At 56.7% G+C, this 26,405-nt stretch carries 29 protein-coding genes and 1 tRNA gene; 17 read left to right on the forward strand and 13 right to left on the reverse strand.

Annotated elements, in window-relative coordinates; genetic code table 11:
• The first annotated feature begins 24 nt into the window (after positions 1 to 24).
• The 6 genes from scpA (at position 25) to ACXAET_RS00475 (ending at position 5,464) form a co-directional block, all read left to right on the forward strand.
• Positions 25 to 2,151 (forward strand): methylmalonyl-CoA mutase, encoded by a 2,127-nt coding sequence (gene scpA / locus ACXAET_RS00450; RefSeq protein ID WP_475179447.1) that lies wholly within the window; start codon positions 25 to 27, stop codon positions 2,149 to 2,151.
• 103 nt (positions 2,152 to 2,254) lie between these two features.
• Complete coding sequence (locus ACXAET_RS00455) at positions 2,255 to 2,857, forward strand: VOC family protein (protein ID WP_475179450.1); 603 nt, start codon at positions 2,255 to 2,257, stop codon at positions 2,855 to 2,857.
• Positions 2,854 to 3,342: an N-acetyltransferase family protein gene (locus ACXAET_RS00460; protein ID WP_475179451.1), complete on the forward strand. Its 489-nt coding sequence runs from the start codon at positions 2,854 to 2,856 to the stop codon at positions 3,340 to 3,342. Before ACXAET_RS00455 ends, ACXAET_RS00460 begins: the two co-directional genes overlap by 4 nt.
• 45 nt (positions 3,343 to 3,387) lie before the next feature.
• Complete coding sequence (locus ACXAET_RS00465; protein WP_475179453.1) at positions 3,388 to 4,068, forward strand: TerB family tellurite resistance protein; 681 nt, start codon at positions 3,388 to 3,390, stop codon at positions 4,066 to 4,068.
• Between the two features lie 5 nt (positions 4,069 to 4,073).
• Positions 4,074 to 5,051, forward strand: coding sequence for an endonuclease/exonuclease/phosphatase family protein (locus ACXAET_RS00470; RefSeq protein WP_475179455.1), 978 nt, complete (start codon positions 4,074 to 4,076; stop codon positions 5,049 to 5,051).
• Positions 5,052 to 5,089: 38 nt separating this feature from the next.
• Positions 5,090 to 5,464, forward strand: a complete 375-nt coding sequence (locus ACXAET_RS00475; RefSeq protein WP_475179457.1) for a hypothetical protein — start codon at positions 5,090 to 5,092, stop codon at positions 5,462 to 5,464.
• 3 nt (positions 5,465 to 5,467) lie between these two features.
• On the opposite strand, the gene ACXAET_RS00480 is transcribed toward ACXAET_RS00475, so the two are convergent.
• From ACXAET_RS00480 to ACXAET_RS00500, 5 genes are all read right to left on the reverse strand, one after another.
• On the reverse strand, positions 5,468 to 7,012 hold the full coding sequence (locus ACXAET_RS00480) for a Ppx/GppA family phosphatase (protein WP_475179460.1): 1,545 nt from the start codon (positions 7,010 to 7,012) through the stop codon (positions 5,468 to 5,470).
• Positions 7,013 to 7,061: 49 nt separating this feature from the next.
• Positions 7,062 to 7,751, reverse strand: coding sequence for a P-loop NTPase family protein (locus ACXAET_RS00485; protein ID WP_475179462.1), 690 nt, complete (start codon positions 7,749 to 7,751; stop codon positions 7,062 to 7,064).
• Positions 7,752 to 8,825, reverse strand: a complete 1,074-nt coding sequence (locus tag ACXAET_RS00490; protein WP_475179464.1) for an AI-2E family transporter — start codon at positions 8,823 to 8,825, stop codon at positions 7,752 to 7,754.
• A 90-nt stretch (positions 8,826 to 8,915) separates the two neighbouring features.
• Complete coding sequence (locus ACXAET_RS00495) at positions 8,916 to 9,890, reverse strand: isopenicillin N synthase family dioxygenase (RefSeq protein ID WP_475179467.1); 975 nt, start codon at positions 9,888 to 9,890, stop codon at positions 8,916 to 8,918.
• Entirely contained in the window at positions 9,890 to 11,254 is a 1,365-nt protein-coding gene (locus ACXAET_RS00500; RefSeq protein WP_475179468.1) for an FAD-dependent oxidoreductase, read from the reverse strand. Before ACXAET_RS00500 ends, ACXAET_RS00495 begins: the two co-directional genes overlap by 1 nt.
• Before the next feature lie 167 nt (positions 11,255 to 11,421).
• Here ACXAET_RS00500 and proS point away from each other — a divergent pair, with 167 nt between their 5' ends.
• Both proS and ACXAET_RS00510 read left to right on the forward strand, forming a co-directional pair.
• Positions 11,422 to 12,762 (forward strand): proline--tRNA ligase, encoded by a 1,341-nt coding sequence (gene proS / locus ACXAET_RS00505; protein ID WP_475179470.1) that lies wholly within the window; start codon positions 11,422 to 11,424, stop codon positions 12,760 to 12,762.
• On the forward strand, positions 12,746 to 13,657 hold the full coding sequence (locus ACXAET_RS00510) for a glycosyltransferase family 2 protein (protein WP_475179473.1): 912 nt from the start codon (positions 12,746 to 12,748) through the stop codon (positions 13,655 to 13,657). Before proS ends, ACXAET_RS00510 begins: the two co-directional genes overlap by 17 nt.
• 5 nt (positions 13,658 to 13,662) lie before the next feature.
• Here ACXAET_RS00510 and ACXAET_RS00515 read toward each other — a convergent pair whose 3' ends face one another.
• Positions 13,663 to 14,013: a hypothetical protein gene (locus tag ACXAET_RS00515; protein ID WP_475179475.1), complete on the reverse strand. Its 351-nt coding sequence runs from the start codon at positions 14,011 to 14,013 to the stop codon at positions 13,663 to 13,665.
• Positions 14,014 to 14,390: 377 nt separating this feature from the next.
• On the opposite strand from ACXAET_RS00515, the gene ACXAET_RS00520 reads away from it, so the two are divergent.
• The 3 genes from ACXAET_RS00520 (at position 14,391) to ACXAET_RS00530 (ending at position 17,028) form a co-directional block, all read left to right on the forward strand.
• Positions 14,391 to 15,686, forward strand: a complete 1,296-nt coding sequence (locus ACXAET_RS00520) for a lipoprotein-releasing ABC transporter permease subunit (RefSeq protein WP_068335781.1) — start codon at positions 14,391 to 14,393, stop codon at positions 15,684 to 15,686.
• Entirely contained in the window at positions 15,679 to 16,365 is a 687-nt protein-coding gene (locus ACXAET_RS00525; RefSeq protein WP_475179477.1) for an ABC transporter ATP-binding protein, read from the forward strand. Before ACXAET_RS00520 ends, ACXAET_RS00525 begins: the two co-directional genes overlap by 8 nt.
• 258 nt (positions 16,366 to 16,623) lie before the next feature.
• Positions 16,624 to 17,028 (forward strand): c-type cytochrome, encoded by a 405-nt coding sequence (locus ACXAET_RS00530; protein ID WP_475179479.1) that lies wholly within the window; start codon positions 16,624 to 16,626, stop codon positions 17,026 to 17,028.
• Positions 17,029 to 17,031: 3 nt separating this feature from the next.
• Here the strand turns inward: ACXAET_RS00530 and ACXAET_RS00535 are convergent, their stop codons facing one another.
• Positions 17,032 to 17,718: a hypothetical protein gene (locus tag ACXAET_RS00535; protein ID WP_475179481.1), complete on the reverse strand. Its 687-nt coding sequence runs from the start codon at positions 17,716 to 17,718 to the stop codon at positions 17,032 to 17,034.
• A 230-nt stretch (positions 17,719 to 17,948) separates the two neighbouring features.
• Between ACXAET_RS00535 and ACXAET_RS00540 the strand changes: the two genes are divergently transcribed.
• Positions 17,949 to 18,470 carry a DUF2478 domain-containing protein gene (locus ACXAET_RS00540; RefSeq protein WP_475179483.1) on the forward strand — a complete coding sequence of 174 codons (522 nt, stop codon included), beginning with the start codon at positions 17,949 to 17,951 and terminating at the stop codon, positions 18,468 to 18,470.
• A 250-nt stretch (positions 18,471 to 18,720) separates the two neighbouring features.
• Here the strand turns inward: ACXAET_RS00540 and ACXAET_RS00545 are convergent.
• Positions 18,721 to 18,804: transfer RNA gene (locus ACXAET_RS00545), tRNA-Tyr, on the reverse strand.
• Positions 18,805 to 18,919: 115 nt separating this feature from the next.
• Here ACXAET_RS00545 and rlmB point away from each other — a divergent pair.
• From rlmB to ACXAET_RS00565, 4 genes are all read left to right on the forward strand, one after another.
• Positions 18,920 to 19,693, forward strand: coding sequence for a 23S rRNA (guanosine(2251)-2'-O)-methyltransferase RlmB (rlmB, locus tag ACXAET_RS00550; protein WP_475179486.1), 774 nt, complete (start codon positions 18,920 to 18,922; stop codon positions 19,691 to 19,693).
• 14 nt (positions 19,694 to 19,707) lie between these two features.
• The gene (locus ACXAET_RS00555; RefSeq protein ID WP_475187021.1) at positions 19,708 to 19,989 is read left to right on the forward strand and encodes a hypothetical protein; all 282 of its coding nucleotides are present in this window, start codon (positions 19,708 to 19,710) and stop codon (positions 19,987 to 19,989) included.
• A gap of 106 nt (positions 19,990 to 20,095) precedes the next feature.
• Positions 20,096 to 20,548: a YHS domain-containing (seleno)protein gene (locus ACXAET_RS00560; protein WP_475179488.1), complete on the forward strand. Its 453-nt coding sequence runs from the start codon at positions 20,096 to 20,098 to the stop codon at positions 20,546 to 20,548.
• 198 nt (positions 20,549 to 20,746) lie between these two features.
• A complete protein-coding gene (locus ACXAET_RS00565) occupies positions 20,747 to 21,217 on the forward strand; it encodes a CoA-binding protein (protein ID WP_224890700.1) in 471 nt (156 codons plus the stop codon).
• Positions 21,218 to 21,219: 2 nt separating this feature from the next.
• Here the strand turns inward: ACXAET_RS00565 and ACXAET_RS00570 are convergent, their stop codons facing one another.
• The 4 genes from ACXAET_RS00570 to ACXAET_RS00585 all read right to left on the reverse strand — a co-directional run bounded on the left by ACXAET_RS00570 (position 21,220) and on the right by ACXAET_RS00585 (position 25,251).
• Positions 21,220 to 21,786, reverse strand: a complete 567-nt coding sequence (locus ACXAET_RS00570) for a hypothetical protein (protein ID WP_475179492.1) — start codon at positions 21,784 to 21,786, stop codon at positions 21,220 to 21,222.
• Positions 21,787 to 21,859: 73 nt separating this feature from the next.
• Entirely contained in the window at positions 21,860 to 22,177 is a 318-nt protein-coding gene (locus ACXAET_RS00575; RefSeq protein WP_475179494.1) for a phosphoribosyl-ATP diphosphatase, read from the reverse strand.
• Positions 22,174 to 22,935, reverse strand: coding sequence for an imidazole glycerol phosphate synthase subunit HisF (gene hisF / locus ACXAET_RS00580; RefSeq protein WP_475179496.1), 762 nt, complete (start codon positions 22,933 to 22,935; stop codon positions 22,174 to 22,176). The genes ACXAET_RS00575 and hisF overlap by 4 nt, the downstream gene beginning before the upstream one ends.
• 99 nt (positions 22,936 to 23,034) lie before the next feature.
• Entirely contained in the window at positions 23,035 to 25,251 is a 2,217-nt protein-coding gene (locus ACXAET_RS00585) for a fused MFS/spermidine synthase (RefSeq protein ID WP_475179499.1), read from the reverse strand.
• Between the two features lie 253 nt (positions 25,252 to 25,504).
• Here ACXAET_RS00585 and ACXAET_RS00590 point away from each other — a divergent pair, with 253 nt between their 5' ends.
• Positions 25,505 to 25,951 (forward strand): DUF302 domain-containing protein, encoded by a 447-nt coding sequence (locus ACXAET_RS00590; RefSeq protein WP_475179501.1) that lies wholly within the window; start codon positions 25,505 to 25,507, stop codon positions 25,949 to 25,951.
• 5 nt (positions 25,952 to 25,956) lie between these two features.
• Here ACXAET_RS00590 and ACXAET_RS00595 read toward each other — a convergent pair whose 3' ends face one another.
• Positions 25,957 to 26,343 carry a DUF2867 domain-containing protein gene (locus ACXAET_RS00595; protein ID WP_475179503.1) on the reverse strand — a complete coding sequence of 129 codons (387 nt, stop codon included), beginning with the start codon at positions 26,341 to 26,343 and terminating at the stop codon, positions 25,957 to 25,959.
• Between the last annotated feature and the right edge of the window lie 62 nt (positions 26,344 to 26,405).

Here is a 26,405-nt window from a genome sequence, read left to right on the forward strand (position 1 = left end):
CCGAATAACGAAAAGGAAATCGCCATGACCGATACCAAAGACTGGCAGGCGCTAGCCGAGAAAGAGCTGCGCGGGCGTTCGTTGGAAGATCTGACCAAGGAAACCTTGGAAGGCATCGACGTCAAGCCGCTCTACACGCAAGAAGATACCGCCAACCTGCCGCATATGGGGTCTTTGCCGGGGTTTGGTCCGTTTACGCGTGGCGTCAAAGCGACGATGTATGCCGGACGTCCATGGACAATCCGGCAGTACGCAGGCTTCTCGACCGCCGAGGAATCCAACGCATTCTATCGCCGCAATCTGGCGGCGGGCCAACAGGGCGTTTCTGTCGCTTTCGATCTGGCGACGCACCGAGGATACGACAGCGATCATCCGCGCGTGGTTGGTGACGTAGGTAAAGCCGGTGTGGCCATCGACAGTGTCGAGGATATGAAAATCCTGTTTGACGGCATTCCGCTGGACAAGGTCTCGGTCTCGATGACGATGAACGGTGCGGTGATCCCCATTCTCGCAAGTTTCATCGTTGCAGGAGAGGAGCAGGGCCACGACAAATCCGTCCTGTCCGGAACCATTCAGAACGACATTCTGAAAGAGTTCATGGTGCGTAATACCTACATCTATCCGCCCGAGCCGTCGATGCGGATCATCTCGGATATCATCGAGTACACGTCGAACGAGATGCCGAAGTTCAACTCGATCTCAATTTCCGGCTATCACATGCAAGAGGCTGGGGCCAACCTCGTGCAGGAACTGGCTTATACGCTGGCGGATGGACGTGAATATGTTCGCGCCGCGACACAGTCGGGCATGGACGTTGACAAGTTTGCGGGCCGCTTGTCGTTCTTCTTTGCCATCGGCATGAATTTTTTCATGGAGATCGCCAAGCTGCGTGCCGCCCGCACGCTGTGGCACCGGGTGATGACAGATTTTGGTGCGAAATCCGAGCGGTCAAAGATGTTGCGCACGCACTGCCAGACGTCCGGTGTGTCGTTGCAGGAACAAGACCCCTATAACAACGTGATCCGCACGGCCTACGAGGCGATGAGCGCGGTTCTGGGCGGCACCCAGTCGCTACACACCAATGCGCTGGATGAGGCGATCGCACTACCCACTGATTTCTCGGCCCGCATCGCGCGAAACACGCAGCTGGTGCTGCAAGAAGAAACCGGTGTGACCGATGTGGTCGATCCGTTGGCGGGGTCATACTATATCGAGAGCCTGACCAACGAGCTGGTCGAAAAAGCCTGGGCTCTGATGGAAGAGGTCGAAGAGATGGGCGGCATGACCAAGGCCGTTGCCTCGGGCATGCCAAAGCTGCGGATCGAAGAAAGCGCCGCACGTCGTCAGGCCATGATCGACAGGGGCGAAGAGGTCATCGTAGGCGTCAACAAGTACCGCAAAGAACAGGAAGACCCGATCGATATTCTGGATGTCGATAATGTCGCCGTGCGTGAAGCCCAGGTCGCGCGACTGGAACGCATTCGTGCCACCCGCGATGACGCCGCGTGCCAACAGGCGTTGGACAATCTGACCACTACCGCCCGCGAGGGTGGAAATTTGCTGGCCGCCGCCGTTGAGGCCGCCCGCGCCCGTGCATCCGTAGGAGAGATCAGCATGGCAATGGAGAAAGAATTTGGCCGTCATCGCGCCGAAGTAAAAACACTGGCTGGCGTTTACGGCGCTGCCTATGAGGGCGATGAAGGCTTTGCTGCGATTCAGAAATCCATCGAAGACTTCGCCGAGGCCGAAGGCCGCCGCCCCCGATTGCTGGTTGTCAAAATGGGGCAGGACGGTCACGACCGCGGTGCCAAAGTGATCGCCACAGCCTTTGCGGATATCGGGTTCGACGTGGACGTTGGTCCGCTGTTCCAGACCCCTGCCGAGGCTGCGCAGGATGCTGTGGACAATGACGTGCATGTTGTCGGCATTTCCTCTCAGGCCGCCGGCCACAAGACGCTGGCGCCGCAACTGGTTGAAGAACTGAAGAAAGCCGGTGCCGAGGATATCATTGTCATCTGCGGCGGTGTGATCCCACAGCAGGACTACCAGTTCCTCTATGATCACGGCGTAAAGGCGATCTTTGGCCCAGGTACGAACATCCCCAATGCAGCACAAGATATTCTGAGGCTCATCAGAGAAGCCAAAGCTTAAGATCAGCCGGGTTTTTCTCTGAAAAATCTTGTGATCCTCTGCAAGTGGTGGGTACATGCGACCAGATCCATTCGGGTCTGGTCGTTTTTGATGGAGGTCGCAAGTGTTGCTGGATCATTTGGCCGTTGCGGGTGAGACACTGGAACAGGCAGCCGCTCATGTCGAACACGCCTTGGGGGTGCCGCTTCAAGGTGGCGGCAAGCACGAAGCTTTTGGCACGCATAACCGGCTGCTGGGGTTGCGCGATGGGTTGTACCTGGAGGCGATTGCAATCGACCCCAATGCGCCCCAGCCACAGCGTACAAGGTGGTTCGACCTTGACCGGTTTTCTGGTTCGCCCCGTCTGACAAACTGGATTTGTCGGGTCTCGGATATTGATGCGGCCTTGTCCAACTTGCCTGATGAGGCGGGACAGCCAGTCGAGCTGGCCCGAGGCGCGCTGAGGTGGCAAATGGCGGTGCCCCCCAATGGGCGGCTGCCTTTCGATAACTTGTTTCCGGCACTGATCCGATGGCATGGTGATCTTCACCCGGCCAAGATGCTTGAAGACAGCGGCTGCCGCCTAAAGCGACTGGTGGTTTTGCACCCCGACGCTCTGGATCTGGCGCGCTTGCTGGGAGAAATGGAAACTGTGGTGTTCGACACCGGTCCAGCCGCATTGCGCGCCGAATTTGAAACACCTCATGGTCCGCGTGTCCTGGAATGAACATCCGTCAAGCCCGGATCGGGGATGCAGCTGCAATCGCGGAAATCACCAACACGATCATTCGCGAAACGCTGGTGACATTCACCACTGACGAGCGTGAGGTTGATGCCGTAGCCAAGGATATCCAATCACGCGGTCCCGCCTTTCTGGTGGCTGAAGAAAACGCACAGGTTCTGGGGTTCGCGACCTATGGCGCATTTCGAGACGGGCCGGGATATGCGGAATGCTGCGAGCATAGCATTCAACTGACTGCAGAGGCGCGTGGGCAGGGGACCGGGCGCGCCTTGTTGTCCGCGCTTGAGGATGCCGCGCGGCAACAGGGCATACACGTTCTGGTCGCCGGAATTTCATCGGCCAATGCGGGTGCGGTCGCGTTTCACGCCGCGCTTGGCTATAGGCAAGTTGGCCATATGCCCGAGGTTGGCGTTAAGTGGGGAAAACGTTTGGATCTTTTGTTGATGCAGAAAATTCTCGCCTCAGGGTGATCGGTCGCACCTGACAGTGGTGAACAAGAGCGATAGGGTGCATTCATGTCGATCTGGACTCGTATATCCGACGCGCTGAGCGCGCTGTCCCAAGGTGAAAGCCTGACGGCTGTATTTGAGAAACTGCGCGCTCCGCCCGAACGCTCGGTCGCGTTTGCAATTGCCGTGATTGCGTTGGGTGCAAAAATGGCCAAGGCTGACGGGCAGGTGACACGGGATGAGGTTACTGCGTTCCGGGAAGTCTTCCAGATTGCGCGAAAGGACGAATCCAACGCGGCCCGCGTCTTTGATATGGCCCGAACCGATGTCGCAGGCTATCAGGATTACGCCCGAAAAATCGCCCGTATGTTCGAAGATGATGCGACCACGCTTTGCGATCTGATGGAAGGGCTTTTTCACATCGCGATGGCAGATGGGTTCTATCATCCGAACGAGGATGAGTTTCTGGAGCAAGTCAGCCGGATTTTCGGCCAGTCTGAGGCTCAGTTCTTGGCCCTGCGAACAAGATTTGTTCCTGACGCGCCGAGTGATCCGTACACAGTTCTGGGTGTGCCGCGCGACATGCCGCTGCCAGATATCCGCAAGGTCTGGCGGCAGTTGGTGCGTGAAACCCATCCTGATGCGATGATGGCGCGCGGGGTGCCTGAAGAAGCCATTCGACTTGCCGAAAAGAAGATGATCGACATTAATCGCGCGTGGGACGAAATTAACGGCGCGCAGGCCTGACAGGGATGCGGTTCGCGACCTACAATATTGAATGGTTCGCCAACCTGTTCGACCGCAACGACAACCTGATCGTCGATAACAGTTGGTCTGGTCGACACAATATCACGAAGGCACAGCAAGTTGAGGCGATAGCCAAGGTTCTGACAGCAGTCGACGCAGATGCAGTTGTGATCGTCGAGGCCCCAAACACAGGCAGAACACAGGATACCATTCGCGCATTGCAGAACTTTGCCGAAGCTTTCGATCTGCGCACCTCGCATGCGGCGATGGGATTTGCCAACGAGACCCATCAGGAACTGGCGCTGCTATACGATCCCGACGCGATGACCGTCCGGCATGACCCGATTGCGGGTGACGACATGGCCCCCCGGTTTGATGGTGTGTTTCGAATTGATCTTGATATCGACGCGACCGAGGACAAGGTTTTTTTCTCCAAACCCCCGATGGAGTTGGCGGTGAGAACACGATCAGGGGTCTCGCTTAGGCTTATTGGCGCGCACCTGAAATCCAAAGCGCCGCACGGGGCCGAGACGCGGGATGAGGCAATCCGAATCTCGATCGCGAACCGCCGCAAGCAACTTGCGCAGGCCGTGTGGTTGTCGCGACGGATCACATCGCATCTCGCGGCGGAAGAGCACGTCATCCTGTTGGGTGACCTGAATGACGGACCGGGGCTGGACGAGTTCGAAAATCTTTTTGGTCGATCCTCGGTCGAGATTCTGTTGCAGACCGGGTTGTTCGATCCCCACGCCGAACAGGTTGACCCAATACCATCAACAGCCCGGTTTGAACTTGAAAATGGGCAGCACCTTGAGGCTTTGCTGGACTACATCATGGTCAGCGAAAACCTACGAGCGCGGCGACCGGTCTGGCGCGTTTGGCACCCGTTCCGAGATCAAAAATGCCGGGACGTGACCGACTTGCATCAGGCTCTGCTGACCGCATCTGACCATTTTCCTGTCTCACTGGATATTGAGCTGTAGCCTTTTATCAACGGACAGCAGCCCCTATACTTGTGCCTATGAGACGTCTTATTCCGATCTGTGCACTTTCAGTTGCGCTCGCGCTGCCCTCCCACGCCGAAGAGGACACCGGCAAGTCTCTGATGGAGCAGGGGGCCGAGCTGTTTTTTGAAGGGTTGCGTAAGGAAATGGAGCCTGCACTGGAAGATTTACAGGGTCTCGTTGGCAAGTTCGGACCGGCTATGCAGTCCTTCTTTCAGGAGATGGGACCAGCGCTTGCCGAACTGGCGGATGATATCGAAGATTGGAGCGCCTACGAAGCGCCCGAGATGCTGCCAAATGGCGATATCATCATTCGCAAGAAACCCACGCAAGACGAACCCGAAGTGCCCGAGGAGAGCCAGGAAGAAGCTGACGGAGCGACAGAGATTTAGCCCTTATCCCCGGACGATCACGCGGGTTTCGGATTTCAGCGCCGAAGCCAATGAGTTCAGTCGCGACTCCGCCACCTCGGTGAACAACGGGGATCCTGCTTTGGGCAGCCTCAGTTCAAGCTGGCGCTTTTTGGGGAAATACCGCAGGGTGCCCATCGTCGCGTCGCTTTGCATCCACAACATTGCACCGAAACGCATGGCCTTGCCCAGAATCTCGGCCTGTTTCTGATCCTGCTCGCCCAGCAGTTTGTACAACGGGGCAAAGCGGTTGCCCTCGCGTTTGTTGCGGTACCTATGTTGCAGGGCCAGCCCGATAAATATCCGCTCAGAGTGTTTTAGCCCGCCCAGATTGGCGCGGGTGACATAATCGAAACAGACCTCGGCCCGATAGTCGGGATGCGCGCGCCAGCTTACATCATGCAGCAAACAAGCCGCCTTGATCAGACGCACGCGCGTTTCGGGCGCTGATTTGAACAAGGGCATGACGAAATCGTAAAGGTGCTTGCCGAAACCGGGCAGTCGCGCGTCCTTGGCCTCGGAAAACCGGCTGGCCTCAATCAATGGGTCGCGGTCACGCAGGTTTTGCGGCATTTGCTCGTACAGCAACCCCTCGCGTATACCATAGCTTGAAATCGCGATATCCTTGGGTTTGAACGTACGGATCAACCGCGCGAGCACATCCATTGCATAAGGTATCAAGGCCATACGAGACCCCGAGACACCAGCCAGGCTGCGCAACTCGGCCGGGTCTCCTTTTTCGATGAACTTAATGGTTTCGTGCACCTGTTTGGTGGTCATGCGGTATTCATGCAGAACGTTCAGGGGATAGCCTCGCCGCAGCATGTCCAGACGGGCAAATGCCCGCCAACTGCCGCCCACAAGGAACAGACGATCCCTTTGGGGGCCCAGTTGATCCCGCAGCTCTTCCATAGCTTCTTTGATATGTGCCTTGCGCGCACGCCGTCCGCCCTTGATGTCACGCAGCTTCAGCGGGCCGAGGGCGGATGTCAGACAGTGACCGACCTTACCTGCACCGATCTCGGCCAATTCCATGGACGAGCCGCCAATGTCGCAGATCAGCCCATAAGCACCCGGCCAGCCAAGCAAAACGCCCTGCGCCGACAGCCGTGCCTCTTCAGCGCCGTGCAGTACCTGAACGCTTAGCCCGATTTCAGATTTGACTTCTTCACAGAATTCCGCGCCGTCGCTGGCTTCGCGTACGGCTGCGGTTGCGACAACATGCAAGCCGGGTAGTCCCAGATCATCCGCCAACCGCCGGAACCGACGCAGAGCTGCCATCGCACGGACGCGCCCGCGAGGGTTCAGATGCCCGGTTTCCGACAAGCCGGCCCCCAGTTCACACATCACTTTTTCATTGAAGAAATAGGCCGGAGATCGTGCCGCACCGTCGAAGATCACCATGCGGACCGAGTTTGACCCCACATCGACCACACCGACCCGCGACAGGGCGCGGACCTCAGGATTATCGAACAACGGTTTTCCGAAAGGTCCCCAGTCCGGGATGTCGGTTGCTGCGATCTGATCCATGCTTCTTCCAGGTATTCCGATGTCACAATGCGAAATCGCCGCGTTTGGGTCAATTCCCGGATGTGACATATGTCATTTCCGCGTTCAGGACCCGCCCTGCAAGCGCGCGCGTAATTTCTCTCTTTTCCGACAGGGCAAGGTGATCCAGCCGCGCCACCACCTCGGCCGCGGTTTCGAAACGCCGGTCCATGTGTTTGACAAGATAAGCAATCACGTCAGGACCCGGGTTCAGTTGTCGGTCGATGAAAAGCTTTGCCAGCACCGCACCCAAAAGCGCATCGTCCGGCGGATCAAGCGCCACGTGATGCGCGCCTTCGATCCGGCTTTGAAGATCGGGCAGCGGCAATTGCCAAAGTTTTGGCACCAGCCGCCCCGTCATCAACAATGCGCGCCCTTCGGCCAGAACCAGATTGTGCAGATGAAACAGGGTTTTCTGCTGTTCGATATCGTCAGCGACCATCGGCACGTCTTCAACGGCAACAGGTGTGCGGGCCAGTTCGGGAACGTCCTGATGGCGCACGTCTCGGGCCTGGATGATCCGCCCTCCGGTTTCAGCGGCCCAGACATGGGCCAGATGTGTTTTACCTGCCCCGGCAGGGCCGCTGAGTACCAGCTTATTGCCGGGCCATGACGTGGCCGAGATCATTGCAACAGCCAGCGCGTTGGCGGGGGAGACAAAGAAATCCTCACGGCCAAGCGCAGTCTTCGCCGGCAGATCAAAACTCAGTTGTTGGGCCATTTACTCGTCTTCCTGTTGCTGCCCTTCAACGCCGGTATACAGCCGGCTGTCCAGGTAGACTGAGGTCAGGAACCGGGCCACAACCCCCAGGGCGGCCGCAACAGGCACGGCGACCAGCATGCCGACAAAACCGAACAATGCGCCGAAGACCGACAGGGCAAGAAGCAGCCAGACCGGATGCAGGCCAACCGAACTGCCAACCAGTTTAGGAGTGAGGAAATTGCCCTCGGTCACTTGGCCAAGTGCAAAGATGCCCGCGACCAACCCGATCTGAAGCCAATCGCCCCAGAACTGAAACAGGGCGAGCCCGATCGCCAGCGTACCGCCGATCAACGCGCCCAGATAGGGGATGAACGTCACAAGACCTGCGATAAAACCGACAATCAGGCCAAATTGCAGGCCAACGACCATCAGCGCCACAGCGTAGTAGGTGCCAAGTATCAGGCAAACAGTCCCCATGCCGCGCACGAACGAGGCCAGAACGTCATCAATTTCACCTGCCAACCGCTTGATCGTGGGGGCGTGGTCACGGGGCAGCAGCTCTCCGATACGGGCGGTCATGCGATCCCAGTCCAGCAGCATGTAGACCGTGACAACCGGAACAATGACCAACAGGAACAAGACGTTGATGGCCGAACCAAGAGAGGCCACGACTGATTGCAGAAGGTCCCCGGATTTTGATTGCAGGGTCTCGCCCAGAGAGACGAGCGCTTGATGCGAGCTTGAGTTGGTGTCCAGAATTGATGGGAACTGCCGTTCGATAAACCCGCGTAGCTCTTGGAACAGGCTTGGAAGTACGTCGACCAGATCAACAAGCTGTGTGATCAGCGCGGGTACGACCATCAAAACGATCAGCAAAAAGCCCAGAACCCCAACAATGGTGATGATTCCGGTCGCCGCCATTCGTGACAGGCCCAACGCCTCGATCCGGTCGGCAATCGGGTCAAGGAAATATGCGATGGCGCCGCCAATGACGAATGGCAGCAGAACGTCGCCGAGTGCCCAGAGCAATAGGGCAAAAACTGCGGTTGCAACCCCCCAGTACCTGAGTTGATCTTTCACCGGCAACGCCATGGTTGTCCCCTTGTTATCGGCTCTTGCTGGCGTTCTTGGCGTATGCGGCCTTGTGATGCAAGTTGTTCATGCCCCTTGCAATACTTATCATCAATCGTGGAGTGTCCCCAGCTCAGGCGTTGTATCCGTCGCTTTTTCATCAGGCCAGTTTGTGCGCCATGTTTCAGCTGACCAATGGCCGCAATGCACCGGGGGACGGTCAAACCCCGGCAGGGGCGTGACCAGCGGTGCCACGACTACGTCGTGGCGGGGCACTGCAAAATAGGGGAAGGAATAGCGTTCTCGGCCAGAACGATTCACCACGCGATGCGGCGTGGATTTGAGCCGCCCGCCTGACCACAATTCCAGCATGTCGCCTATATTGACGACAAACCCGCCCGGCGGACAGTCGGGAGCGATCCAGTCTCCGTCATGAGTTTGCGCTTCCAGCCCGCCGACAGGGTCGGGGGCGATGATGGTCAGGGCGTCGGTGTCCTTGTGGGGATGGATGCCGTAGCCGTCTTCATTGGGAGCCTGGGGCGGATAGTGCAGCAGCGTCATATTTGTCATCGGGTCGCGGAAAGCGTCGCGCAACTGGCGGGCGGGTAGCCCCAGACCGGTCTCAAGCGCACCCAAAAGGGTATCGGCTACACGGTCCAGTTGCGACCAATAGCCGAGGATGACGGACCGCGACACAGGCACTTGTGGAGGCCAGACATTCGGGCCATATAGGGCGCATTCACTGCGGATCGCTGCATCATTGGCCACTTCGTAATGCAGCTTGTACCCTTCGTATTTGTCCGCCGAGCCAGACCCATCATTTGGAGTAAAAAATCCCAAGGGGATGAAACCGCGATAGTTTTCGCGGGTGATCGACTGTTCCCATTTCGCATCTTCGTCGATGTCAAAGATGGCCTGCACGCAGGTGCGCATGCGTTGGACTGTATCGGGGGAAATCTCGGTGCCCGAGATCGACAGAAACCCGATATCCGCGCAGGCATCCATCACCTGTCTGACGGTCAGGTCATAGCCCGGATGTCCGTTGTCGCGCAGCGGGGTGATGTCAATCGTCGGAATGCGGCCCATCAGTGAATCCTGACACCTTGGCGGTTAAGCTCGTTATGAACTGGCGCAAGGTTCAATTCGTGAAGCTCTTGATTGCTTTTCAGCGACAAAGCAGCCGCTATTCCCGCACCCTGACCCATAACCGCACAGCACGCCATGTTCCGCGTAGCGGCATGGGCCACCTTGTCAGCCCCGTGCGAACGGCCTGCCACCAACAGCCCCTTTATCCCTTTCGGCAACATCGAACGATAGGGCACTTGCATGTAGCGCCCCGTGGTTGGCAGTATCAGGATGCCGTAACCATCTATGAATTCGGGGTAGATGCCGATCGTATCCTCGAACCGGCCCTGATGGCGGGCGTCGTCCTCGGTCATGTTGTAGACCGCGTCGATCTTGCGTGTGTCCCGGATACCGATTGTCATGCCAAAGTTTCGCAGCCGGGCGTTTTCACAACCCGGCATGAAGCGGCGCAGCGCGTCGATGGCGAGCATGGCCTGCCGGCGGCCCTCGATCTCTCCGCGCGTCAGGCTATCGGGGTCGGTTCCGTCAATTTCTGCGAGGTGGATGAGGTTCATATAGGTCAGCTCGCCCGTGTCGTGCATCGCGCCCCAAGTGCCTGCGATGGTGTTCAGATGCGGCGGGATCAGCCCCTGTTCGATAGCTTGCTGAAACGGCTTGTGCACAAAGGGCGAGAACATGTCGTCCTCTTTTCCGCTGGTTTCGATATTCCACTCTCCACCACCGCCCCAATCCTTGTACGTCTGTGGATCGGCCTTGACGCCTTCCATAAAGGCCCGTTTGTCGACACCAGCCAGATGGAACATGACCGAAGCGGCCATCATCTCTTCGCGCGCGGTTTTGTAGGTCGGCGCACCCGCGCGGTGGGCCACGTCGGCGTCTCCGGTCGCGTCGATCACCACCTTGGCCAGGATCGCCTCGCGCCCGGCTTTGGATTCGGTGATGATACCGGTGATGCGGTCACCGTCCATAATGGGCGCGACGAATTGGCGGTGCAGCATCGGATGCACACCAGCTTCTTCGACGAGCTTGTCGGCGACCAGTTTGAACCCTTCGCTGTCCAGCTCATAGCTGAGTGACTGGCTTTCCGGAACCGCCGCGCCCATGTCTTTCGCGCGGGTCTCGAACTCCATGCCGATGCCGCCTGCTTCGACCGTCTGTTCGTGGCGATACCAGGCGAACCCTTCGACACCCACGGCGGTGATGTTGCCCCCCATGCAGCCGAACCGGTCGACCAGGGACACCTCGGCCCCAGCACGCGCTGCGGCCAACGCAGCGGCCAGCCCGGCGGGCCCGGACCCAACGACCAGGACGTCGGTCTGATGGACAACGGGGATTTGACGGGCGGGTTCTTGAATGGTCTGCATCGGTGCCTCGGAAATTTACATTTCTGTCACAATTGAAGAAGCTGACTGACGGGTCAATTCAAAAAGCCACATGACCTGAGGGCCGCAAAATCACCAATGCCGATTGCCCCCGGTGGGGCTTTGCAATAAGCAGCTTTGAAGTCCAAATTCACCTTTAAAGGTTCAAAATGCGCCTCAGCCGTTACTTTCTGCCCGTTCTCAAGGAAACCCCGTCCGAGGCCCAGATCGTCAGCCACCGGCTGATGCTGCGCGCCGGGATGATCAAGCAGGCTGCTGCAGGGATTTATTCGTGGCTGCCGCTGGGTTTCAAAGTCCTGCGTAAACTGGAAAACATCGTGCACGAGGAACAGGCGCGGGCAGGGCATATCGCGATCCAGATGCCGATCCTGCAATCGGCAGACCTGTGGCGTGAATCCGGTCGCTATGATGATTACGGTCAGGAAATGCTGCGGATGCAAGACCGCCACGGCCGCGACATGCTATATACCCCGACCGCCGAAGAATTGGTGACCGATATCTTCCGTGGCCACGTCAGCAGCTATAAAGACCTGCCGCTGACGCTGTATCAAATCCAATGGAAATTTCGCGACGAGATTCGCCCGCGTTTCGGCGTGATGCGTGGGCGCGAGTTCTATATGAAGGACGGGTACAATTTTGACCTGACCAAAGAGGATGCGCTGCACGCGTATAACCGTCATCTGGTTAGCTACCTGCGCACCTACGAACGTATGGGCCTGCAAGCGATCCCGATGCGTGCGGACTCTGGCCCCATTGGCGGTGATGATACGCATGAATTCCTGGTGTTGGCCGATACTGGTGAATCTGAGGTGTTCTATGACAGCGCCGTGACCGATCTGACATTTGGTGACCGTGACATCGATTACGATAGCCGCGAGCAATGTCAGGCGATCCTCGAGGAGTTTACCTCGAAATATGCGCGTACGGACGAAACCCATGACGAGGCGTTGTTCCATCAAGTTCCCGAGGAACGTCGCCGGGTGGCGCGTGGCATTGAAGTTGGCCAGATTTTCTATTTCGGCACCAAATACTCCGAACCTCTGGGCGCGACCGTGCAAGGTCCGGACGGCAAACCGGTTCCCGTTCACATGGGCAGCCACGGCATCGGTGTTAGCCGCCTGATCGGCGCGATCATCGAAGCCAGCCATGACGACAAGGGCATCATCTGGCCTGAGGGTGTCACGCCGTTCCATTGCGGTATCGTCAACCTAAAGCAGGGTGATGACGAGGCGGACGCAGCCTGTGAAAAGATCTATAGCGCTCTGACCGCGCTGGGGCTTGAACCGCTGTACGACGACCGTAATGAGCGGGCAGGCGGCAAGTTCGCCACCATGGACCTGATCGGTCTGCCCTGGCGCATCACCGTTGGGCCGCGCGGCCTGAAAAACGGCGTGGTCGAGCTGACCTGCCGCCGGACCGGCGAAAGCGAAGAGCTGAGCCCTGAGGCTGCCGTTACAAAAGTTGCCGAAATCTATGAGCAAATTGCCTGAACAGGATCAACGGCCGCTGATCTCGGTCATAACGGTAACGCGAAACCTGATCGAAGCAGGGCGCGGGGAACAAATCCTCGCTGCCCTCGACAGTGTTCAGGATCAAAAGTTCCGTGACATCGAGCACGTGATTTGGGACGGCCAATCCGACGACGGCACGCAAGACCTTTTGAAGGCAGCGATTCAAAAGATCGCGGACACTGAAAACCCCATTCCCGTGCAGTATTTCTGCGAGGCAGACAAAAGCCTTTATGATGCGATGAACCAGGCGGTTCAGCGGTGCGCGGGTGAGTATATTCTTTTCCTCAATTCGGATGACTTGCTTGCGGGCGCTGACAGCCTGCTGGATGTTCAAAAAGCCCTTGAGCCGGACAAGCCGGACTTTGTTTACGGCGAGACGGTCTTTTTTGATGATGAGGGCAATCGCCGCCACGCCCGCCGGCTTACGCCGAAATCAATCCTGCAACGCCTGCCATTCGGCCACAACGCGATGGTTCTGAAAAAGGCGGTTTTTCAGGAAATGGGTGGTCATGACCTGCGGTTCCGCATTGCCGCGGATTATGACATGGTCTTACGAATGATATTGTCTGGCCACTCCGGCCATCGGTTGCAGCGACCAATATCACTGTTTCGGATCGGAGGGGTGTCGGCGGACACAGATGCCGCAGGTGCAGAAATGGCCGCAGTCTGGCTGAAAAACTATAGCCAGTTCTGCGATCTGTCTGGATATACAGACGCAGAACGCCTTGGATGGTACAAGCAGGGCCATCTGCCAGTACGGGTTTCAGGTGCTATTTTTTTGAAATCGCTGTCGCGCCCGGTCATTGCGCGGGCTGCGTTCTACAGCCTGACAAAGACGCTGCGCCGCAAAGCGCAGTTCTGGCGTAGCTACTAATTCTGTTACGGTTTTGGCCGTTTCGTCAGAATATCGCCATCTGCAGTGTTCCCGCGTGCCACGACGATTGGGCGCCCGAGGCGTTTGACCAATTCACGCAGTTCGAACCCAAGAAAGCGTATCCCGCATACTCTTTCCCCGGTTGCGCGGTCCGTGATGCACAAGCGACCGTCGCGGAATGCAAGGCGGTATCCTTTTTCCTTCAGGATGTCAGCCAAGCTTGCCCAACTTGCCGCAGTGTCGAACACAGGGCGAATTGTTGCACGCAAAAGCGCTGCCGTTTCACAATCAAGTTCTGAAGATGCCTTTCGGACCAAAGTCGGGTCCAAAAAAACCGTGTTACTCTTTACTAACATGAGCGTCTCCCGCTCTTAAAATGGTATCCCCCTTGTATTCAGGGTGACAAAGTTTCGAAAAATTGGCAAAAGGCGAAATAAAATTGCTGAGGAAATTGTTGCATATTGAGTTCAGTCCCTCACGCAACGGCCTTTTTGACTTCATACCTGAAACAATTCGGGCATGTCTGTGAAGCGCGTCACAACCGAGGGTATAAGGTCGCGCTCTGATATCACCTTTGACCAGATCATTTGAGATGGTTTTTCGTATGATTCGTATCGAAGACTATGCGCAGAAGTCGCGGAAACGCCCATCCGGGCGCAGGGGGTGGATATCAACTTGACCATCCAAGGAAATGCCGAAAGTGTCGCGCCAAACATAACCACCCGGAGCAGATATGGCCAAGACGCCCCCGCCCTTTGCCCCTTTTGAATGGAAGATCGCCTGGCGATACCTGCGTGCCCGTCGGGCCGAGGGTGGCGTCAGCGTGATGACCTGGATTTCGCTCATTGGAATCACGCTGGCCGTATTTGCCCTGATTGCGACCTTGGCTGTGCGGTCCGGCTTCCGGGCCGAGTTTGTGGGCACCATTCTGGGGGCTAATGCGCATGTCACGGTTTATTCAGCCGGCAATTTTGATGCTCAGGGCCAGTTGGATCGCACCATCGCGGAATATGACGATGTGGCTGACCGCATCGCACAGGTTCCCGGTGTAGAGCGTGCAGCGCCCTTGGTGAAAGGGCAGGTGCTGATTACCAATCGCGAGCGTAGCAACGGGGTCGAGGTATTTGGCATTCAACCGGATGACCTGCTGGACCTGCCCGGTGTTGCGGAAAGCGAACAGGCCGTGGGTGATCTGTCCGAGTTTCAGAATGGCGAAGATGTCATTGCCATCGGGTCAGGTGTCGCACGGGGTATCGGGGCAACGGTTGGGGACACGATCAAGCTCACTTCGCCCAACGGCGTGAAGACGGCATTTGGCACGTCGCCGCGCGTAAATGCGTATCGGGTCGTCTATGTGTTCTCGGCCGGTCGATATGATATCGATCGGACGCGCGTCTATATGCCCTTCGAACAGGCGCAGAGCTTTTTCAACCGAGAAGGTGTGGCTGACGAGATCGAGGTAATGGTCGAAAGGCCCGAGGAGTTGACGCCGATCCTGATCCCCATCCTCGAAGCCGCCGGAGAGCGCAGCCAGATATGGACATGGCAGGACGCATCCGGCGGGTTCCTGCGGGCGCTCGAGGTTGAAGACAACGTGATGTTCATCATCCTGTCTATCCTGGTTCTGATCGCCGCGATGAATATCGTCTCGGGGCTGATCATGCTGGTGAAAAACAAGGGTCGCGACATCGGCATCCTGCGTACCATTGGGCTGAGCGAAGGTTCGGTCCTGCGCGTCTTCTTCATTTGCGGTGCGTTCACGGGAATCATCGGCACGGCTTTGGGTGTGCTGCTGGGATGCCTGTTTGCGATCTATATTGATCCGATATTCTCATTCGTGAACTACATCATGGGTGGCGGCGTTTGGGACCCGTCCATTCGCGGTATCTATGCCTTGCCGGCCGAACTACATCTGTCGGATGTGCTCAAAGCGATTGGTCTATCATTGGGCTTGTCCTTTTTTGTTACCTACTTTCCAGCTCGCCGCGCGGCGCGGCTCAATCCGGTCGAGGCGCTGCGGTATGAATGATGTGACAATGCGATTGGCCGGCCTGGTCAAGACCTACCTAAAGGGTTCGCCGGGTGAAGTTCAGGTGCTGCGCGGTGCCGATCTGGAACTGCGCGCGGGCGAAGCTGTTGCACTGGTGGCGCCATCCGGGGCGGGTAAGTCTACCCTGTTGCACATCGCGGGTTTGCTGGACATGCCAGATGCCGGGTCCGTCGAAATCGCGGGCAAGACTGTCAACGGCCAGGGGGATCGGACCCGCACGGCGATCCGACGGCAGGACGTAGGGTTTGTTTATCAGTTCCACCACTTGCTGCCCGAGTTCACAGCTTTGGAAAATATCACTCTGCCACAACTGGCCAACGGTGTGTCCGAGAAGGCGGCCCAAGATAGGGCCATGTCCTTGTTGGACCGCGTTGGTGTTGCACCGCGCGCGCAACACCGTCCAGCGGCCTTGTCAGGGGGTGAACAACAACGCGTGGCATTCTGCCGGGCGCTGGCTAACCGCCCTAAAATACTGCTGGCCGATGAACCAACCGGAAACCTTGATCCTGAGACATCGGATCAGGTGTTTGATGCACTGATGGCGCTGGTGCGGGACGAAGGGCTTTCAGCACTGATTGCCACGCATAACATGGATCTCGCCGCTCGGATGGACAGAAAACTTCGATTGGAAGGCGGGGTGCTCAGATCAATTCCGTGATGGCACCTCTCAAAGCGCTGTCCGCAGAAAAACGGCTATCATCGATGGACAGGTTGCGAACACGCTATTGGTAAGATTGACTTCGGCTCAGAGCTTCTCGAAAGGGGCGAGACACCAAGTGCTGGGTGATCTGGAACGCAAAATGGATCAGGGCGTCCAGCTTAGTTGCTGGTGGTTCTCTGCTTCGTTGATCTGGATCATTGTGCCAAGAACGCCGGCGGGCAAGCCTGTAAATGTCAATCGTGACAGGAGGATGCGATGAGCAGACAGCTACTTAGGGTAGCTGCTATCGGAACACTGATGGCAGTTTCACAGGCCGCGGCGCAGGACGTAGGGGAAGGGGCCGAGTTGTACCAGCATTATTGCGCAACGTGCCACGGGATTGATGCAACAGGACAAGGCCCAATGGCTGGTGTTTTGTTGGTGCAACCGCCGGATCTGACGAAACTGGCAAATGAGGACGGCGTATTCCCAACCGCCCGCGTGGTGGCGCGTATCGATGGGCGCGACCCATTGGTCAGCCATGGTAGCCCGATGCCGGTCTATGGGCCTTACTTTGACGGGCAGGATACCTCGATGAAAACGCCAGAGGGGCAGCCGATCCTGACAAGCCAACCAATTGTGGATTTGGTTGCGTATCTCGAAACGCTGCAGGGGCAGTAGTCGTTACCTGCAAATGCCTTCGATCTTGGCGCCGCTCCACGGAATCACGATGTCGCGGTCACGTGACTGCTCTGGCAGTGGTGACAGATCGAAATGCACGCTTAACATGTCGTGAATTCGCTGGGTTCTGGGTGCCTTTGGGTCCAGAGCCCGGCAGCAGACGTATTCCTCGACGATCGCACCTTGCTGTTCAAACCCATAGGACAAGAAGTTTGGCGATGTGTTCAGATCGAACAGGTACGGGTCCGCGTTGCCACCATGTTCGGCTGCGGCGCGCAGGGGGTGATAGCCGGTGGTTTCCCGATTTTGCCATTGCCAGACATGGGTCAACTCATGCGCAAGAAGCATCGCTGCAATCAGGTTCATCTGTTCGGGGAATTCGGACATATAGTCCTCAAGATACCAGTCGCGGGCGAAATAAACCCGATTGAAAAGGGCAACGGCGGCCGGTTTTGCGGTCACTATACCTTCTTCAGTAGGTGGCAGAATGCGTTCGCGGCAGGCAAGGCGGGGTCGTGATTGGCGATAAAAAGTGATCGGCGCGACCGGAGCCCCCTCGACCAGGCGCACACGGTCAAGGTTAAGCGTTTCACCCTGAACGGTATCCGCGAAGGTGCGTTCCTGCTCGGTCAATGGGCGACCGCAGGACGCAAGCAGAACAAGAACCATAATCAGGAAGCGACAGGTCATGATCTGAGCCTAGTGGCAAGCACTCGCACTGCAACTGCTTTTCACAGGCTCATTGCCAAAACACGGCTGATTTGCTTCAATGATTGCCCGAACTCATCCAAGTGCTAGCAGCGTATTGCACGGCCATCATCACATAATAGTTATGTTACCCGTGCCGCAACACGAAGAGTGGCCGGATAGGGTTAGGCGTGCTAATTGGATGATCACGCTTAATCTACGAGGGTCGCTGAATGTATTTGGCCTATGTCACAACCACGGACCGCGGCGCGACTGATCGGTTGCTGAGCGAAGTTGCCCAGGCTCTTTTGGCTGCCGGCGCTCAACTGGCGGGTGTGGTGCAAACCAACACCGAATGCACCGATAGTAGCAAATGCGACATGGACGTTCGCGTGCTTCCGGACGGAGACACAATCCGTATCTCGCAGTCGCTGGGCGAACACTCGCGCGGCTGCCGACTGGACCCGGCGGCGTTGGAGCAAGCCGTTGGATTGGTTACAAATTCGCTGGAAAACGCCCCGCAACTGCTAATCATCAACAAGTTTGGCAAGCATGAGGCTGACGGGCGCGGCTTCCGTCCTGTGATTGCCGAAGCCCTGGCAAAGGACATTCCGGTTCTGGTTGGCGTGAATGGTCTGAATAGAGAAAAGTTTCAGGACTTCGCGGGCGGCGCGGCGGAACAGATCGCGGCTGACCTTGAATCTATTGTTGCCTGGTTTGACCGCGTTGATGCACAGCGGGTAGCAGCTGCCTGAGTGAGACTGCCCTTGTCGCGCCAATTTTGCAGATTGACCTACATAAGGTTCCGGTTGGTGATCCTTGGCGCGACGCTTTCTAGGTAATCAATGCTGAGAGATCTTCTTCAATCCATTGATATCAAGATGAAAAAGCCTCAATTGTAGATACGATCTATGAGGCCTTGCCAAATTGTGGAATGCCGCGGTTTTGCGCTTCCAGAAAGCGATTATGCGCTGTGGTAAGAGCTTCATCATTCTACAAAGAAGATGGTGGGCGACCCTGGAATCGAACCAGGCGTGCGTCTCCGCGAGGGAGTTACAGTCCCCTGCCACACCTTGCGGCCTGTCGCCCACTGTCAGGCGTTGACCTGACGTGGAGGCGTGATTACTAGCGCCTTGAAGGAGCGTCAACAGGAAAATTTCGCTTTGACGCAGGAAACCGAAGTCCCGGCCCGGAGGCCCATGAAATGAAGAAACCCAAATGGGTCGTCGAAAAGGAACAGGCGCGCAAGGCGGCTGCCGCGGAAACCTTCTGGCTGTTCGGACTGCATGCCGTGCGGGACGCGTTGATGAACCCGAACCGGCAGAAGTTGCGCCTGATCGTCACGCGAAATGCACGGGATAAATTGGCCGAAGCCATTGAATTTGCAGGGATTGAGGCCGAAATGGTTGACCCGCGCAAGTTTACTGCGCCAATTGATCCGGGCTCTGTCCATCAAGGTGCTGCTCTTGAGGTCAAGCCTCTGGAGTGGGGCGGATTGGCGGAAAACTGCATTGGCCGTGAGCATCCGCGCGTGCTTTTGTTGGATCGGGTAACAGACCCTCACAATGTCGGGGCGATCCTGCGATCGGCCGAGGTTTTGGGGGCAAGTGCGGTCATCGGTACCCGGCACCACTCAGCGCCCGAGACAGGTGCTTTGGCCAAGACCGCCAGCGGCGCGCTGGAGCGTCAACCCTATCTTCGGGTCCGCAACCTGGCTGATACGATTGTTGAGTTGCAAAACATGGGTTTTCTGGTGCTGGGGCTGGATGGAGAGGCCAGCCAGACCATCGAAACGACCTTGGGTGGCAAGTTGGATCAGCCGGTTGCACTGGTGCTAGGGGCCGAAGGGCCAGGCCTACGGCAAAAAACCAAGGAAACGGTTGATCAATTGGTGAAAATCGACGCAGCCGGAGGTTTTGGATCGCTTAACGTCTCAAATGCAGCCGCAATCGCCCTATATGCCTCAAGGCACACGTAGACAGGAGAGCCCCCATTCCCAGCCCGTCCAAAATCGTCACCTGCTGTTACTGCGGGACCCGCGCTGCGTTGGTTCTGAGGGGGCAGAAACGCCACGAGCTAAGCTGTTCAAGTTGCGGGGCGCCGCTGCATGACATCAAAATGGTGCCCAAGCGCAAGTTGAGCGACGAAAAGATTAAACGAGACGTCAAGAAAGCGCCTGCGGCATACCGGAAGAACAAAAAGAAGAAGAGAAAGGCTATCTTCTCGCGCTTGCTGGAAGAGGCATGGGATGTCGTCGAGGATATCTTTGATTAAAGCGGCCTCAGGGTCGATTTGATGATCACAAACCCGTTAACGGGGGTTTCTCAAGTGCGCAAAAATTGCAATTTGATTATTTGAAAGGATCAAATTGATTTCTGCTATGCTTACTCGTCGTTTTCTGTTGGCCGCAGCGGCCGCCGCCGTGATCGCACCTGCCGCCACAGCGCAGGATATGCCGTTTTTCTTTGCTACAGAGGGAGCGGCAATGGCTGGGTATGACGTGGTATCTTACTTTGACGAAGATGCGCCTATTCAAGGCAAATCGGAACACGCAGTTGTGTGGCGGGGGGCCAAATGGCAATTCTCAACCGCCGAAAACCGTGAGGCATTCGAGCGTGATCCACGCGCCTTTGCGCCTCAGTTCGGTGGGTACTGTGCCTATGCAATGGCCCACGGATCACTGGCCGGTTCTGACCCGATGGCATGGCAAGTGGTTGGCGGACGGCTGTATGTGACCCATTCATTGGAAGTTGAACGGATGTGGCGCACTGACTCGGCTGAATATATCCGCATGGCCGAAGCGCATTGGCCCGGAATTCTTCACAACAAATGAGCAAATTGTCGATTTTTGTGAATTGTCATCACAAAAATTAGGTCACCCTCTTTTTTTCTCTGATCATATGCCTAAATGACACAGTGACCGCGGAACGGAACTGCCGCGGGTCATTTCACTGTCCCTCGTTCCAACAACTTGCGCTCAGGTACGGCCTGGGCGCTTTTTTCTTTTGGTTCGCCAGAATAGGGTGCGGCCATGACAGAGTATCCTGATAAATACCTGAAAGAGATTCTGCAGCGTACCAAGGTGGTCGCCGTGGTTGGTGTGTCGATGAACCCGGTGCGGCCAAGTTACTACGTGGCGCGGTATCTATCTTTGAAAGGGTTTACGGTTATCCCGGTCAATCCGGGCCATGCGGGGAAAGAGTTATTCGGTCAGACCGTGCGCGCCTCATTGTCTGAGATTTCCGAGCCGGTTGATATGGTCGATATCTTCCGCCGATCCGAGGCGGTGCCGCCGATCGTCGACGAAGCCTTGGACGTGCTGCCAAAACTACGCACGGTTTGGATGCAGATCGGGGTAGAAAACGCCGATGCCGCCGCCAAGGCGCAAGGTCAGGGTATGGACGTGATCATGAACAGATGCCCAAAAATCGAGTATCAACGCCTGTTTGGTGAGCTGCGCATGGGTGGATTTGCGACCGGCGTGATCTCTTCCAAAATCTGAGCTTACTCACTGACATAGGGTAAAAGCTCACCATATTGCTCGACGCGGCGTTGCTGCAACACGGCGTCACGCGGCACCCATTCATATTTCGTATCCTCCACCAGCGGAGACCAGAACAACACCCCGCCGTAGCGCCAGGGATCCAGCACCACGCCGCTATACAGTGTTTCGCCTCTGCGGCTGATAATGGCGGTGCTGTGGTCGATCCTGAACGGGTTGTCCGCATTGGCGATGGCACGATGCAATTCGAGCGTTTGGAAGTTCTCTTGCTTGAGCCGGCGCTCAATATCCTCGGCCCAGTGCCAGCACAGCCCCCGAGGGCGCAGGCCCTTGTTGACCTTGGCGTTGTGGATCAACGGGGGGTCAGTGATTTCGTATTCCTGCACCAGTTGCGCCGTGTAGGAATAAGCGATCTGAGAGGCACGGTTTGCCTCTTCCGGGTCAATATCCGGCCCAAGGCTGAGGATTTCATTGGCGAGTCGCTGCACTTCGTCCCCGGTTGACGGGGGCGGGGACGCGCAGGCGGTCAGCGCCGCAAAGGCCAGCATAGCTGCCATAATCCTGATCATCCCTTGGCCCTATGATCCGTTGACTGTGAAACCTGATCATAAAGGCGAGGACCGGTTGACGGAACCCTGTCGTTCAGCCCTTGGGGCGAGCAGCTTTTTCAGCGATGCCGCTGACGCCTTGCCGCCGTTCCAACTCGGCCAGGACGTCATCCAGCGCGACGTCGCGTGCCGCCAGCATGACCAGCAAGTGATATAGCACATCCGCCGCTTCGGCTGTCAGGCCCGCCCTATCACCCTTGACGGCTTCGATGATGGCTTCGACGGCCTCTTCCCCGAATTTTTCGGCGCATTTTTCGGGACCTTTCGCCAACAATTTGGCGGTCCAGCTGGAGTCGGGATCAGCATCCTTGCGGGCCTCGATGGTGGCGGAGAGATCGTGTAGAATGCTCATGTTAACCTCATCGGGATGCCCGCAGCAGCCATGTGTTCCTTGGCTTCATGGATCGTATATTCGCCAAAGTGAAAGATCGAGGCCGCCAGAACCGCGCTTGCGCCACCTTGCGTCACGCCTTCGACCAGATGATCCAGATTGCCCACCCCGCCCGAAGCGATCACGGGTACATCCACCGCGTCCGAGATGGCGCGTGTCAGTGGTAGGTTAAATCCGGCCTTGGTGCCGTCCCGGTCCATTGAGGTGAGCAAGATTTCACCCGCGCCTTTGGCGACGACGATTTTGGCAAACTCAACGGCGTCGATCCCGGTGGGTTTGCGGCCACCATGCGTGAAAATCTCCCACTTACCCGGGCTGACGGTCTTGGCGTCGATGGCGCAGACGATGCATTGGCTGCCGAATTGATCCGCTGCTTCGGCGACCACGTCCGGATTTGCCACTGCGGCCGAATTGAAACTTACCTTGTCCGCACCAGCCAAAAGCAAGGCGCGGACATCTTCCTTGGTGCGCACGCCACCGCCTACTGTGAGGGGGACAAAACACTGTTCGGCTGTGCGTTGAACAACGTCGAACATGGTGCCTCGGTTTTCGTGGGTGGCGTGAATGTCCAGAAAGCAAATCTCATCCGCGCCGGCGGCGTCGTAGGCCTTGGCCGATTCCACCGGGTCGCCTGCATCACGCAGGCCCACGAAGTTCACGCCTTTGACCACACGGCCATCAGCGACATCGAGGCAGGGTATGATGCGAGTCTTTAGCATGGCGGCATCCTTTGTTGCCGCACCTGTAACGATAATGCCCCGCCGATGCCAGTGCCGAACAGCGTGACACCGGCCAATCAGTGGATGCCTGTTCTTCGGTCAGTCGGTGCCCAGTATCTTGAGGGCTGACAACAGGTTGGCCTTGTCATCTGTCCAAGGAACCCGACCGTCTGCAATCAAAGGTTGCCACTCCCCGTCTTGGACAAATGCGTCGATGCGGCTTTTGTCACGGCTCAGGATCACCACATGCGTGTCGGATGCGCCCTTCTTTTTTTCCTGCTTTCCGACTTTGTCCCTTTGGAGTGCGGCGAATAGGTCAAGCGCGGCGGCAGACCGGGCCAGTTGCGGTGACAGATCGTAGTATTGGTTCGAGATATGGAAGACCAAAACGCCGTCCTGATTTAAATGACGCAGGTAAATTTCGATTGCTTCACGGGTGATCAGGTGCAGGGGGATTGCATCAGAGCTATAGGCGTCCAACACCATGATATCAAAATCAAAGGCTTGATGTTCCAGCACGATCCGGGCGTCGCCAAGATGCGTCTCGGCAGTTGGGGCGCATTCGGACAGGTATGTGAACAGCTCTGGATCACGAGCGATACGGTCGACGGTTTGGTCGATCTCGAAGAAATCCCATGTCTGATGCGGCTGGCCGTAACAGGACAACGCGCCAGTCCCGAGACCAACAATGGCGATATTGTTGGAGTTAACGCCGTAATCCGATGTGAGAACTTCGGCCATCGGTCCGTTCGGATGGTAATACGACAACGCAACCGGTCGTATGCCGGGGGGCGTTCGTTTTTGCCAACCATGTATCGTGGTGCCGTTCTTGTAGACGCGGAACTCCCCCAAATCAAAAACATCGTGGGTTCCAAAAAAGCTACGATCACGGAAATAGCTGTCTTGATTGGAAAAGAGCGTTGAAGCCAGAACGATCAGCAAAACAGTCGCCAAGCGGGTTGGATTGCCTCTCGACGCAAGCAAAACCGCTGCGACAATGGCTGTAACAGCGACTAAGGCAAGTGTTCGTGATTCGAATTGAAAGCTAACTTTCAAAGCGCCAGTCATGAATAGCAATGGAATCGAAAGGACTATAGCCGGTGCGACCTGGCGCAGGTTGAATTTGCCCGCTTGCATCAAGAACAAGCCTCCGGTCAGGATTAGGGTGACGGCGAATTCAATTTCGCGGTTGAAAACGGCAGGTGCGATGATTGAGTTGAAAAGCCCGCCACAGGCACCGCCAACCGAAAGCGCCAAGTAAAAGACGGTAAGATGCTGGGCCGGCGGGCGAAGCTCATAAAGCAGCCGGTGCGCAAACAAAGCAATCAAAAACAGGATAGGTATATACAACGCCATAACAGCGGGTGGCTTGTGTGCAGACAGAGTATTGGACAGCAGCACGACGCCGAATGACAGTGCGATCAGAACCGGCGTCGTCAGCCCGTTCAAGGTTAAGCGGCGCCATTTAGAAAAAGCCAGGATGAACGTCAGAATATACGTCGCCAGTGGCACAACCCAGATCAGGGGAATAGCACCAAGGTCGATGCTGAGTTTGGTTGTGGTGGCCAACATCAGGGACGAGGGGATGAAGGCAATGAAGACCCAGCCGATGATTTTCCCGAAGCTCAGCCTGTCGCTAGCGGAAGGTGTGTTCTGTGTCGCGACAGGTTTGCTTGCGCCTTTCAGGGCAAACATGCCGCTGATCGCCATGAGAAGTCCGAATGCGACAAACCCGACGGACCAGAACAGGCTGATGTCCTGAGCGCCAAAAAATGGATCGGCAATCAGTGGAAACGCCAACAGGGCCAGCAAAGACCCCACGTTGCTGGCCGCATACAGAAAATACGGATCATTGGCCGACGGACCGCCCGAGCGTGAATACCAGGCTTGTAGCAATGGTGCATTCGCTGACAGCACCGCAAACGGTACCCCCACACCGACCGCGAAGACCAGAAGGGTTTGAAGGGCGATCGAGGCCGAGGGATCGAACCTCCAATCGTCTTGCGTGGCAAGAGGCAAAAAGCTGAGCGCCAAAACCCAAAGGGCCAGGTGTGTCACAATCTGCCACCGAAGACCGAGCCATCGTGTCAGCACATGAGCGTACAAATACCCCAGGATAAGCATCAGCTGGAAGAACAGCATCGCTGTTGTCCAGACCGCAGGTGTGCCGCCGATTTTCGGCAAAACGAGTTTTGCAAACAGCGGCTGCACAAAAAACAAAAGGCTGGCGCTGACAAAAATCGTCACGCAGAAACTGATAACCGGAGCAAGATAACGCCAGTTTTCTGTAGGTTGCGATACATTCGAAATAGACACGGCAAAACTCCGGCTATGGGGTACGGTTCAGCGGTAGGCGCGGAATTTGACCTTTTTGCGACCGATCTGTGCAAATTCTGCAAGTTTAGCCAAAATTGTTTACGATCTGAGATCGATTCGAGGGCAAATCTTCTTTGGTGGGTCAATCAAATGACAGCACAGGCAAACACCGTGTCGGTGATGCCGGACTTGTGATTGCAAGACCATTCAAACCCGGGAAGTTTACGCCCAAATTCAGCGGGAGATTAGTAAAATGCACAGTTTCATTTTGGCAACTGTTTTCGTTTTAGGAGGAACCGTCGCAGCGATGGCAGACGATATCATCAAGGTTGGTACAGACAAATCGGTGTCGGAGGCGCTGGAAGCGTTAGAGGCGGCTGTTGGTAATGCTGGCGCAACTGTTTTTGCACGCGTCGATCACGCAGCCGGGGCCGAAAAGGTAGGGCTGACCATTCCGGCCAATCAAGTGCTGATCTTCGGCAACCCCGCGATGGGCACACCCGCCATGCAGATTGACCCGCGTGCGGGATTGTTCTTGCCGCTGAAAGTGCAGGCATACGAGGACGAAAACGGTCAGGTCTGGTTGGCCTATGAAGACCCCAAAGAGACCATGGATGATCTCGACGCAGTTGAGTCATCCCCGGTCATTGAAAAGATGCGGGGGGCACTGGCAAAGCTGACGTCAGTTGCCGCAGAATAAAAGTCTTAGGTGCTTGCGCGGCTGACCCGCGCAAGCGCGTTTCTTGCTATGAGAATATGGAATGGAAGGATTGTCGCCAAATAAATCCAGCCACCAAGATTATGCCGACGTACCCACGTGGCTAACGAAATCCGACCATTTTCTGAAACAACCGAGACCCGGAAATTCAGGTGACGATCGTTAAATCCCGCGATCAGCTCGGTTTCGTCGTCGTGTTCGACCGGGAAAATACCAACCCTATCGGCTGCGTTCGGACCGGATTTGGATATCCCGAACGGTGCCAGTAAAATCCCCCTCAATCGAACCAGTGCTTTTGCCCAATTTGGAAAATCGGTAATGATTTCTGCCGCACGGCGCGGGGAAAGGGTGGATGGTACGCTGTAGCAATCCAAAAAATCCCCTTGTTCAAGCCGCGCATGCAGACGGCTAGTGGTTGGAAGATCGGATTTTTTTA

The sequence above is a fragment of the Ruegeria sp. AWH4_226 genome, from assembly GCF_056159225.1.

Bases quoted from the DNA above. Each gene is read 5' to 3' on its own strand.
- scpA (WP_475179447.1), top strand. From the start codon at position 25: ATGACCGATACCAAAGACTGGCAGGCGCTAGCCGAGAAAGAGCTGCGC.
- ACXAET_RS00460 (WP_475179451.1), top strand. From the start codon at position 2,854: ATGAACATCCGTCAAGCCCGGATCGGGGATGCAGCTGCAATCGCGGAA.
- proS (WP_475179470.1), top strand. From the start codon at position 11,422: ATGCGCCTCAGCCGTTACTTTCTGCCCGTTCTCAAGGAAACCCCGTCC.
- hisF (WP_475179496.1), bottom strand. From the start codon at position 22,935: ATGCTAAAGACTCGCATCATACCCTGCCTCGATGTCGCTGATGGCCGT.
- ACXAET_RS00565 (WP_224890700.1), top strand. From the start codon at position 20,747: ATGACAGAGTATCCTGATAAATACCTGAAAGAGATTCTGCAGCGTACC.
- ACXAET_RS00495 (WP_475179467.1), bottom strand. From the start codon at position 9,890: ATGGGCCGCATTCCGACGATTGACATCACCCCGCTGCGCGACAACGGA.
- ACXAET_RS00525 (WP_475179477.1), top strand. From the start codon at position 15,679: ATGAATGATGTGACAATGCGATTGGCCGGCCTGGTCAAGACCTACCTA.
- ACXAET_RS00480 (WP_475179460.1), bottom strand. From the start codon at position 7,012: ATGGATCAGATCGCAGCAACCGACATCCCGGACTGGGGACCTTTCGGA.
- ACXAET_RS00560 (WP_475179488.1), top strand. From the start codon at position 20,096: ATGCTTACTCGTCGTTTTCTGTTGGCCGCAGCGGCCGCCGCCGTGATC.
- ACXAET_RS00470 (WP_475179455.1), top strand. From the start codon at position 4,074: ATGCGGTTCGCGACCTACAATATTGAATGGTTCGCCAACCTGTTCGAC.
- ACXAET_RS00475 (WP_475179457.1), top strand. From the start codon at position 5,090: ATGAGACGTCTTATTCCGATCTGTGCACTTTCAGTTGCGCTCGCGCTG.
- ACXAET_RS00500 (WP_475179468.1), bottom strand. From the start codon at position 11,254: ATGCAGACCATTCAAGAACCCGCCCGTCAAATCCCCGTTGTCCATCAG.
- ACXAET_RS00485 (WP_475179462.1), bottom strand. From the start codon at position 7,751: ATGGCCCAACAACTGAGTTTTGATCTGCCGGCGAAGACTGCGCTTGGC.
- ACXAET_RS00490 (WP_475179464.1), bottom strand. From the start codon at position 8,825: ATGGCGTTGCCGGTGAAAGATCAACTCAGGTACTGGGGGGTTGCAACC.
- ACXAET_RS00590 (WP_475179501.1), top strand. From the start codon at position 25,505: ATGCACAGTTTCATTTTGGCAACTGTTTTCGTTTTAGGAGGAACCGTC.
- ACXAET_RS00535 (WP_475179481.1), bottom strand. From the start codon at position 17,718: ATGACCTGTCGCTTCCTGATTATGGTTCTTGTTCTGCTTGCGTCCTGC.
- ACXAET_RS00570 (WP_475179492.1), bottom strand. From the start codon at position 21,786: ATGATCAGGATTATGGCAGCTATGCTGGCCTTTGCGGCGCTGACCGCC.
- ACXAET_RS00520 (WP_068335781.1), top strand. From the start codon at position 14,391: ATGGCCAAGACGCCCCCGCCCTTTGCCCCTTTTGAATGGAAGATCGCC.
- ACXAET_RS00530 (WP_475179479.1), top strand. From the start codon at position 16,624: ATGAGCAGACAGCTACTTAGGGTAGCTGCTATCGGAACACTGATGGCA.
- ACXAET_RS00575 (WP_475179494.1), bottom strand. From the start codon at position 22,177: ATGAGCATTCTACACGATCTCTCCGCCACCATCGAGGCCCGCAAGGAT.
- ACXAET_RS00540 (WP_475179483.1), top strand. From the start codon at position 17,949: ATGTATTTGGCCTATGTCACAACCACGGACCGCGGCGCGACTGATCGG.
- rlmB (WP_475179486.1), top strand. From the start codon at position 18,920: ATGAAGAAACCCAAATGGGTCGTCGAAAAGGAACAGGCGCGCAAGGCG.
- ACXAET_RS00465 (WP_475179453.1), top strand. From the start codon at position 3,388: ATGTCGATCTGGACTCGTATATCCGACGCGCTGAGCGCGCTGTCCCAA.
- ACXAET_RS00515 (WP_475179475.1), bottom strand. From the start codon at position 14,013: ATGTTAGTAAAGAGTAACACGGTTTTTTTGGACCCGACTTTGGTCCGA.
- ACXAET_RS00510 (WP_475179473.1), top strand. From the start codon at position 12,746: ATGAGCAAATTGCCTGAACAGGATCAACGGCCGCTGATCTCGGTCATA.